Annotated in this window: 3 protein-coding genes and 1 pseudogene; all 4 read right to left on the bottom strand. The window is 57.5% G+C overall.

The features are described 5' to 3' along the window. Nucleotides 1-465: 465 nt before the first annotated feature. A pseudogene (locus IVB32_RS22575) lies at nucleotides 466-1,153 on the bottom strand (transposase); the annotation flags it as partial. Between the two features lie 182 nt (nucleotides 1,154-1,335). Then, the gene (locus tag IVB32_RS22580) at nucleotides 1,336-2,439 is read right to left on the bottom strand and encodes a M14 family metallopeptidase (protein ID WP_247411465.1); all 1,104 of its coding nucleotides are present in this window, start codon (nucleotides 2,437-2,439) and stop codon (nucleotides 1,336-1,338) included. Nucleotides 2,440-2,531: 92 nt separating this feature from the next. Continuing rightward, entirely contained in the window at nucleotides 2,532-3,689 is a 1,158-nt protein-coding gene (locus IVB32_RS22585) for a Xaa-Pro peptidase family protein (RefSeq protein ID WP_247411468.1), read from the bottom strand. Between the two features lie 123 nt (nucleotides 3,690-3,812). Continuing rightward, nucleotides 3,813-4,469: a hypothetical protein gene (locus tag IVB32_RS22590; protein ID WP_247411470.1), complete on the bottom strand. Its 657-nt coding sequence runs from the start codon at nucleotides 4,467-4,469 to the stop codon at nucleotides 3,813-3,815. Nucleotides 4,470-6,264 lie beyond the last annotated feature (1,795 nt).

Consider the following 6,264-nt stretch of genomic DNA (forward strand, 5'->3'; position numbering starts at 1 on the left):
ATCGAGAAGCGCAGAAAGCGCTGCAAGTGCGGTTATGCTGACAAATGGCCGAGCTGCCAAAAGCTCCGCCTCAGGGCATGCCGTCCGGTCGAACATCCATGCGGGAACCTCCAGCCAACGATCTGCTTGCGATCCATCCAGCGTGCAGCGGAAGGCGACATCGCCAGCCTTGTCGACGGCCCCATGAACGCAAACTCGGCAACCAAACCAAGGATGATATCGATAAAGAACCTCGCGAAGAACGGTCCTGTGGGCGTTCTCAAACCTCGTTGTACAACGAAGTCCGGCCCCATAGCGCGATCGGCAACAAGGCGCCGATATCGCTGTTGAATGGCTCATCGGCGCCCCCGCCGGCATGAGCTAAACCCCGGAAAATTCCAGCATCAGCTGGCCTAGTTTTGGGGAGCACTTCACCAAACCGTCAGACTCTAAGTCCCACTGGATAAACAATGGGGGCAACGTCACCAGGCACACGCGCGTGCACTCGTCGATCACGGTCAGAATGCGCAAGCCGCGGCCATGGGTGCGCTGATCCGAGATGAAGTCGAGCGACCAGCGGTCATTCGGAGCCGACGGCACCGCCATCGGCGCCCTGGTCCCGAGCGCCCGCTTGCCGCCGTTAAGGCGATGGACCAGGAGACTCTCTATAGAGCCGGAACAGCTTCTTGTGGTTGACCAGATAGCCCTCCCGTTTAAGCAGAACATGCAAGCGCCATTGCCGAAGCGACGGGGCAACTCGGCCATTGCCTTCATGCGTTGGCGTAGGGCAGCGTCAACGTCCGGGTCGTCCGATATCTGATGGTCATGCAGCAACAGCTGATCGCTTTACACGCCCGCCGCTCGCCCATCCCGTACGATTCCATGAAATGCGCGCTTTCCCGCGGGCGTAGCTATTTCTTTTCCTGGAGGTCCTTCAATGCGGCATTGCCCAGCATGGAATCGGCCAAAAAGCGGATTCAGCCGCGTGTTCTCGTCCTCCAGCGTCCTCAGCCGCTTGGCCTCTGAGACCTCCATCCCGCCTAACTGGCTTTCCGTTGTAGATCGTGGCATCGATGACGCCATGCTTCCGGCAAAAAGCGGCAACCGGCACGCCGGCCTCGTGCTCCCTCAAAGTCCTGATGATCTGCTCCTTCCGTAAATCAGTGCGCTTCATGCTCTGGTCCTCATATGGCCAGGGCGAACTTCAATCAGAATTAAAGTCCAGGGGGCAAGGTCAAATCCAAACCACACTCTCTGCTAACTCTTTTGCGTGCCGTGCTTCCGCTTCTACTTCGTAAGCGCCAGGCGCCAGTATTGTGAGCCATCGCGGCTCTCATATTTTAGACGCTCTCATGTTTAAAAACCTTCGATCATCTGTCGCTGAACCTGACGACTGCGATATAATACCATTTCCTTCCAATCGGTTCTTTCCGGATAGAAGCGCTGTCGCACGCGTCGGCGAATTTTATACCCAAGATATGTTTCAATGTCGGCTTGGCGATATTTGTAGAGCCAATGGTCAGCGCGTATTGCAGATCTGACTGCCTCCAGAGGGTAGGTTCCAAACTCGAGGCAAACGTAGACGTGCCGATCACCAAGGAGACGCTGCCAGTAGTCATCCTGCGTGCCATTGAGCACAACAGCCGATGAGGTGCCAAGATCCGGCGACGTGACTGAGGGTCCGAAGATGCCTCGCGCATGCTGATACCCTGACATACCTGAAGCCTGCTCGCATTGCAGCTCACCATAACCGTAAGGCCCGAGGCCCGCGTGATAGTCGATGATCAAGACACGCAGACGAGATTCCAAACAGTAATCCCGTACGATCCGTTCGAGCGTTCGCCGTGCGACTGTAGGGGCAAACCCGCCGAAAAACATTCCGGTGGGATGTCGGTATTGCCCGCTAGTCCGAGCCCGTCGCAAAGCGATCTCGCCGTGTGTTCTGCGGAACTCCTCTATTGTTGCCTCGGCAGCAACAAAAAGTGGACCGTCGATCTCACATGGCACAAGACAATCAGCAAGGAGGTCGTAAGCGGAGTTATGGGGTAACGGTGCCGTGAAATCGACGAAATTACGATTGAGGTCGCAGCCTTCTTGCGTGACGCGCCGATCCCAGGCAAACCCATAAGGATTGAGAGCATGGATCAGCAACATGGCTTCATCAGATTTGAGCCTCTCGTAACCACGTTCAGCCAACCAGTCGAGCTGTGCCGCAGACCCGCAATATCCTTCGACGCCGTGTGTAGCCGATACCAAAATTCCTACCTTTGGGGCGCGTCGGTCGCCAAACCACGCAACATCCGTTGAGAGTTCTCTTCCACGAGGCCCACGGGCTGGCGATGGATAGATTGCGGCTTCACCGACTGCGGCCTTCCTAACGTAGTCACGGAATCTTTGACGTGCTTCGAAGTAATCCGATGCGAAGTGCTTATTCGCTGCGTCGACAATGGCATCGTTCATTCGGAGTCCAGTCAAGGCTGCACAAGTGAAGTAGTCCTTGGAACATCTTCATCAAACGTCGCTGACGTCATCTGACTTGCACGACGGTTGTCTCAGCGGTTGACCAGCAGGTCGCGCGACATGCTGCTCAGCGATTTTGCGCCGTTGTCAGCCACGCGCACTGTCTCGCTAAAGACATAGCCGTCGTCCTTCTCCCAGATGCCAATGATCAAGTGGAAAGTCATGTTGGGTTGGAGCAAAGTCTCATCGTCATCCTGTAGGCTCGCGCCGCCGTCAGGCCAATCATTCCCGAGGGAGTAGCCGATTCGAGAGTCTTTACGTACGCCCCGAGAGCTAAAGGTGCGCCGGAACGCTCGGTCGACATCTCCGCATGTTACTCCAGGCCGCATCGTTTCGAAGGCAGCCAAAAAGCCGTCAAGCGCGGCCTGGTGCAGGTGCCGTGACCGAGCGGACGGCTCACCTAAGAACACGGTCCGGGACAATGCGCAGCAATAGCGGTGGCGAAAAGCTCCTAGTTCGAAATTGGTCTGACAATTCATCGCATAGCTCGCGTCGGTCCACTTGAGATGCGGAGCAGCCGCCGGGCGTCCGGTCGGCATGGTCGGATAAATGCGAGAAGCATGGCCCGGGAATTCCGGTGTGCCCGTACACAACGCGTGCATAATGGCTGCGGCTACGTCGCATTCTCGCGCTCCGGGAGCGACGCCTAATCGGGCGACTCTCATGGCCCTATCGACGATCTTTCCGGCCTGCTCCATGTAGGCGATCTCAGCAGGAGATTTCAGCAGCTTCAGCTTGGAAATAAGGCCATCGGCATCGATGCTCTTTGAAAGGTCCAGGTTTTTGGCGAGGATTGCTTGCGCCTTCACCCCGAAATTTTTTGCCGTCAATTCGACCCCGATGTGCCCCGATTTAGTGCGTTCGCGGATCATATCTCCAATCGGCTGCCACGGTGTCCGCCGGTTCGAACCGATGTAGCTCTCGGGATAACTGAGTAGGCGTGACCGTGGCAGGTAGGATGTGACCGTTGCACATGCAACGTCCATTTCGCGCAAGATCAGCCACGGATCTTCCTCGTCTTGTCTCACAAGCGCGACTTGCGGGACATAATCTGAGTATCCATCGTAGCCAGTGAGATAATTCATGTTCGATTCGTTAAAGACGAGCATTGCGTCCACGCCGTGCTTCGCCATTCGTTGGCGCAGCCGAGCCGTACGTTCGCGATATTCCTGTTGATCAAATGCGGGCATCACGGTTTCTCCTGAACTCATTGCATGATGGCAATGCTCGGCATGGAGGCGACGTAGCAGCGAAAAGTTGCTTTAGCCGACCTTTCGTTCCGACGAATCCGTCTAAGTCTATTGCCGCCGTTATCATGCGATAGACGCCATCGTCAGTCTGCAAAGGTCTGTGATGTCGTAGACAGGCAACTTCGTGATACGACGGATCGCCGGTGACACCAGAGGGAACGCCGCACATTCGAAGAGGATGATCGCGATCTCTGGATGCGCGATGCAAAGTCGCTCGATGCAGGCAGCGACATCCTTCTCGATGGCCGCAACGTCGATCGGTGGTGGCGGACGCTTGAGCTCGTCATGCCAGAACTTGCCGCGTTCGATGCCGCCAATCACGATCCTCGCCCGCCCGGCTCGATCATCAACCCCGAGCAGGTCTTCGGCTACATGCGTCGAATCGTAGGTCAAGACTGCGATCTTGGCTGATGCCGGCAGCTGCCGAAGCAACGCGGGCAGCAGAATTAGACTTGACATCACCACGGGCACATTCGTCGACTCGGCCACCGCCGGCTGATGTCGGATAGAGAAGCCGCAGGTCGAGCTTATCGCGACGGCACCTCGCTGGACGAGCCGCCGGGCGGCCGCGATAAACGATGCCTCAAGAGCAGGATCGCCGCGCACGACATTCTCTACCCACGCTCCCGCGACCGTTTCGAAGATGGTCGGGAAATCGAAGGTGGCCGAATTTAGCATGGAGCCGGGCGCGGGCTTCGGTTGCGCGGCGCCGGATGGCACCCCACGTTCGAGGTGCAGGACTCCGAGAGAGCGTGATAGTTGCGGGGGCATTGACGAAGCATTCCGGACTAGAACCGAATTCCCTAGCTTGGGGTAGAGCAGTCTTTGATGCAGGGTAGATCGTGGGTGTGGCAACCAGTATCAAGCATAGTGGTAGCGGCAGGTGAGCCTCTCTGGGGCGCAGGTGGCAGCGAGTTGGTCAATCCTCCATTGTAGCCGGCCCTGCTTCAGTCCTTCAGCTAGCGCGCCGTGCAAGCACATTCTCCGCGGTTGCTATTGCAAGCCAAGCGTGTGATTACCCACTACAGGGCGTCATTTGGTTCAACAGGATCGCTTAGCCCATGTCGCATCGCACTCGGACGAGATGGTATGGCGGAAATCATGGCTGGCACCCTCTTTGTCTTTCCGACCACGCTTTTGCAACCCGCATGCCACGCCAGAATCGCTGAAAGCAGGCGATCTTTGGTAAATGCAATTTGTCGCAAGCGCGACAGCGTCGTGAAACCAACGCGTCGGCCATGGTGCCCTTGGCGCCTCCCGACTTCCCGCGCAAATGAATGGTCAGGACAGATAGAATGGGTGACCGGCATCATCTCCGGCTTATCAAGGAGAGCACCTTGCGGTATTTGGTGGGTTGCGAGGCGCAGCCCGGCGAGCCTGGATCCGCGCAGCAGCCAGGCCGGACCTGGTAAAACCCCTCACACGCTAACAGAGAGTGGCTTCTGCGCGGGAATTCCAGGTTTCTCGGGTTGGAACGACGGCATGGCAAAGGAGAGTCGCAGGCCGCACAAATGAATTCGGCCAAGCTTCCGTCGGACTCGTTTGTTTGGAAGCCTCGCAGCATTCCTAGCTTGTGTCCAGTTCCTGGAGAAATCAGAGAAGCATGGTCCGCCTGAGGTGAGGCGACTAGCCGCTGCAGCGAGCAAGCGATGCCAATGTCGCTCGGCATTCCTGGACTGAACTGCCCTGTCCTCGCACCGTCTCGACCAAAAGCTTGCATGAAGGCGCGAGATAGTAACGAGATAAGAAGCATCAAACCGGTAGATAGACGTGCGTGCCGACATCTCCAAGGGATGGGAGATCCGCTGCGATCTGGCTGCTGCCTAAGTTGATGGCATTCTGCGGATGTGAGCTGCTGCCGGTTTGATGGACACCGGGTTAAGCTAATCCCACCTTGCGCTCGAACTCAACAGGGCTGAGGTAACCGATCGTCGAGTGACGTCGGGTCGTGTTGTACAACGACGTTTGAGAACGCCCACAGGACCGTTCTTCGCGAGGTTCTTTATCGGCATCATCCTTGGTTTGGGCGCCGAGTTTGCGTTCATGGGGCCATCGACAAGGCCGACGATGTCGTTTTTCGCTGCACCCTGGACGGATCGCAAGCAGACCGTTGGCTGGAAGTTCCCGCATGGATGTTCGACCGGACGGCATGCCATGACGCCGGGTTTCTGACAGCTCAGCCGCTTGTTAGGATCGATGCACTTGCGGCGCTTTCTGCGCTTCTCGATGTAGCGTTGAAGGATCGAACGCCATCAGCTGCCCCCGCTTTCTGGCGCATCCAGAGGCTCTCACGTCCAGAATCGGGGAGCGACTCATGTCAAGCCAGACGGCAATGCCAGGGAGCGGATACCGACACAATCAACGACCGCGGCCGCAGCAGCAGATGGATCTGTTCGGGAGCGGCCTGTCGAACGGCGCCATCGGCGCGCCGGCATGGCCGGAGTTGCCGGCGGAAGCCCGGGCGGCCCTCACAAGCCTGATGACGCAGTTGATCCTCGACCATGCTGCGATGACA

This window comes from Bradyrhizobium sp. 23 (assembly GCF_023073295.1).
GTDB classification, from domain to species: Bacteria; Pseudomonadota; Alphaproteobacteria; order Rhizobiales; family Xanthobacteraceae; genus Bradyrhizobium; species Bradyrhizobium canariense_D.

Excerpts from the sequence above, each read along its gene's own strand:
- IVB32_RS22580 (WP_247411465.1), bottom strand. The coding sequence starts at position 2,439 with ATGAACGATGCCATTGTCGACGCAGCGAATAAGCACTTCGCATCGGAT.
- IVB32_RS22585 (WP_247411468.1), bottom strand. The coding sequence starts at position 3,689 with ATGCCCGCATTTGATCAACAGGAATATCGCGAACGTACGGCTCGGCTG.